We start from the raw sequence: 1,232 nt of genomic DNA on the forward strand, positions 1-1,232 counted from the left end.
CTAGTGCTTAGTCAGGCAAGTTAGCCAACAAAATAAGGGAGTCGGAGTTGAGATGATATGGCCCGTCCCCTAACTCCCTTTATCCTGCCGACTGCTGATCAGTCTGCCCTCGAACAGTTCACGCGTATCGGTCGCCGACCCGTGCGGGCGGTGCGCCGCGCGCAGGCCCTGCTGGCCCTGGCCACCGGTATCGGTCAGCAGGCCGCCGGTCAGGCGGCCGGCCTGAGCCGCCAGACCGTGAGCCAGCTTCGCTCCCGCTATGAGCAAGCCGGCTGGCAATATGCCTTGGCTGAAGCCCCGCGTAGCGGCACGCCCCCGCGCTTCGACGGCTCCCAACGGGCGGCTCTCACGGCGCTGGCCTGCACGCCCGCCCCCACCGGGCACAGCCGCTGGACGCTGCGCCTGCTGGCCGATAAAGCGGTGGAACTGGCCTTGGTGGACACTATTTCGCATGAAACGGTGAGCCAGGTGCTCAAAAAAACGAGTTGCAGCCCCACCGCCAGCAGCACTGGTGTCTCGGGGCGATGAACGCGGCCTTCGTGGCCCGGATGGAGGATGTGCTGGCTGTCTACGAGCGGCCTTATGAGCCGCAGTTTCCCGTCGTCTGCTTCGATGAGCGCCCCTGCGTGCTGCACGCTCAGCCCGTCGAGCCCCTGCCCCCGGTGCCGGCCCAGCCGGCCACAGGCGAGCAGCTAGCCAAGGCCGGGCGGCCCCGGCGTGAGAGCAGCACGTACGTGCGCCAGGGCACAGCCTGCCTGCTGGCCGCTTTCGAGCCGGGCACGGGCCAGCGCCTGGTCGAGGTCTCGGCCCGCCGCACCGGGGCCGACTACTGCCGCTTTCTGCAACGCTTGGCGTCGGCCTACCCCCAGGCCGAGAAAATCGTGCTGGTCCAGGATAACCTCAACACCCATACGGATGCCGTGTTTTACCAGCACCTGCCCGCCCAAGAGGCCCGCGCGCTAGCCGCCCGTTTTGAGCTCCATTACACGCCAAAAAACGCTTCCTGGCTCAACATGGTTGAACTCGAACTCTCGGCCATCGCCCGCCAGTGCCTGCACCAGCGCATTCCCACCCTGGAGCAACTCACCGCCCACGTCGCCGCTTGCGTGGCCGAACGCAATGCGGCCCGGGTCACGGTCAAATGGCAATTCACGCTTGAAAAAGCCCGCGTCAAACTCGACCGCCACTACCAGAAGATTAGGGCAACTAACTTGTCTGACTAAGCACTAGTA

General features: G+C 65.4%; 2 protein-coding genes. Both read left to right on the forward strand.

Annotation, left to right across the window (positions count from 1 at the left end; genetic code table 11):
* Positions 1–57: 57 nt before the first annotated feature.
* Positions 58–528, forward strand: a complete 471-nt coding sequence (locus HW554_RS20185; protein WP_176910329.1) for a helix-turn-helix domain-containing protein — start codon at positions 58–60, stop codon at positions 526–528.
* The gene (locus HW554_RS20190) at positions 525–1,223 is read left to right on the forward strand and encodes an IS630 family transposase (RefSeq protein WP_246285543.1); all 699 of its coding nucleotides are present in this window, start codon (positions 525–527) and stop codon (positions 1,221–1,223) included. The genes HW554_RS20185 and HW554_RS20190 overlap by 4 nt, the downstream gene beginning before the upstream one ends.
* The last annotated feature ends 9 nt before the right edge of the window (positions 1,224–1,232 follow it).

The sequence above is a fragment of the Hymenobacter lapidiphilus genome, from assembly GCF_013377885.1.
In the GTDB taxonomy this organism is placed as follows: Bacteria; Bacteroidota; Bacteroidia; order Cytophagales; family Hymenobacteraceae; genus Hymenobacter; species Hymenobacter lapidiphilus.